Genomic DNA, 916 nt, shown 5'->3' with positions numbered 1-916 from the left:
GGACATGCCGAATGTCGAGAAGGTGCAAGCGGGCTACAAGGTCCAGCCGCTGTCCGCCTTCCTCCATCAACCCGCGCCGCCCACTGCGCCGAAGATTGATTTCGTGCCGGCTACGACGGAAGGCATCAAGGCCAACTTCTTCGAGTACCTGTCGGCCGCGATGGAGTATGTGCCGCCATCGGCTGACGACAAGGAGATTCGGGCGAAGCTGGCCAGCATCGGCGTAGGCCCCGGTCGGAGCTTCGAATTCAAGGACCTCTCGCTCGAGCACAAGGCCGTGGTCCTGCTCGGGATGAAGGCCGGTGACGAGAAGGTCGACAAGTTCCTCGCGAGCGGGACGAAGATAATCAAYGGCTGGAACGTAGGCGCGTACTTCGGCGACCAAACGTTCTACAAGGCCGACTGGCTGAAGCGTGCCGGTGCCGCGAAAGGCGGCCTCTACGGTAACGACGCCGTCGAGGCGATGTATCCCAACACGCGCACCGACGGCACCGGCCAGACGTTGGATACCAGCAAGCGCAAGTACACGCTGACTTTCCCGGCCGGCAAACTGCCGCCAGTCAATGCCTTCTGGTCGGTGACCATGTACGACGGCAAGAGCCAGCTGCTGATCAAGAATCCGCTCAACCGTTACCTGATCAACTCGCCGATGCTGTCGGCGATGAAGAAAAACACGGATGGTTCACTGACGCTGTACATCCAGAAAGACTCCCCCGGCAAGGCCAAGGAGGCAAACTGGTTGCCCGCGCCTGACGACACGGTCTTTCTGGTAATGCGCCTCTACTGGCCGAAGACCGCACCGCCTTCGATTCTTCCCGCCGGCGAAGGCAGCTGGCAGCCACCGGCGTTGGTGGTATCGAAGTAGTGCGACCCATTGCTGACACCCGCCGTGGGCAGGTGTCGGCCAGTCCTGCGT

Annotated in this window: 1 protein-coding gene; it reads left to right on the top strand. The window is 61.5% G+C overall.

Going from position 1 to position 916, the window contains the following annotated elements:
* The coding region (locus AC1DVH_RS31860; protein WP_477757131.1) for a DUF1254 domain-containing protein at positions 1 to 865 on the top strand (865 nt) is incomplete at its 5' end.
* Positions 866 to 916 lie beyond the last annotated feature (51 nt).

The sequence above is a fragment of the Pseudomonas sp. P4_C3 genome (assembly GCF_056402075.1).
This window is presented reverse-complemented; position numbering and strand designations above follow the sequence as displayed.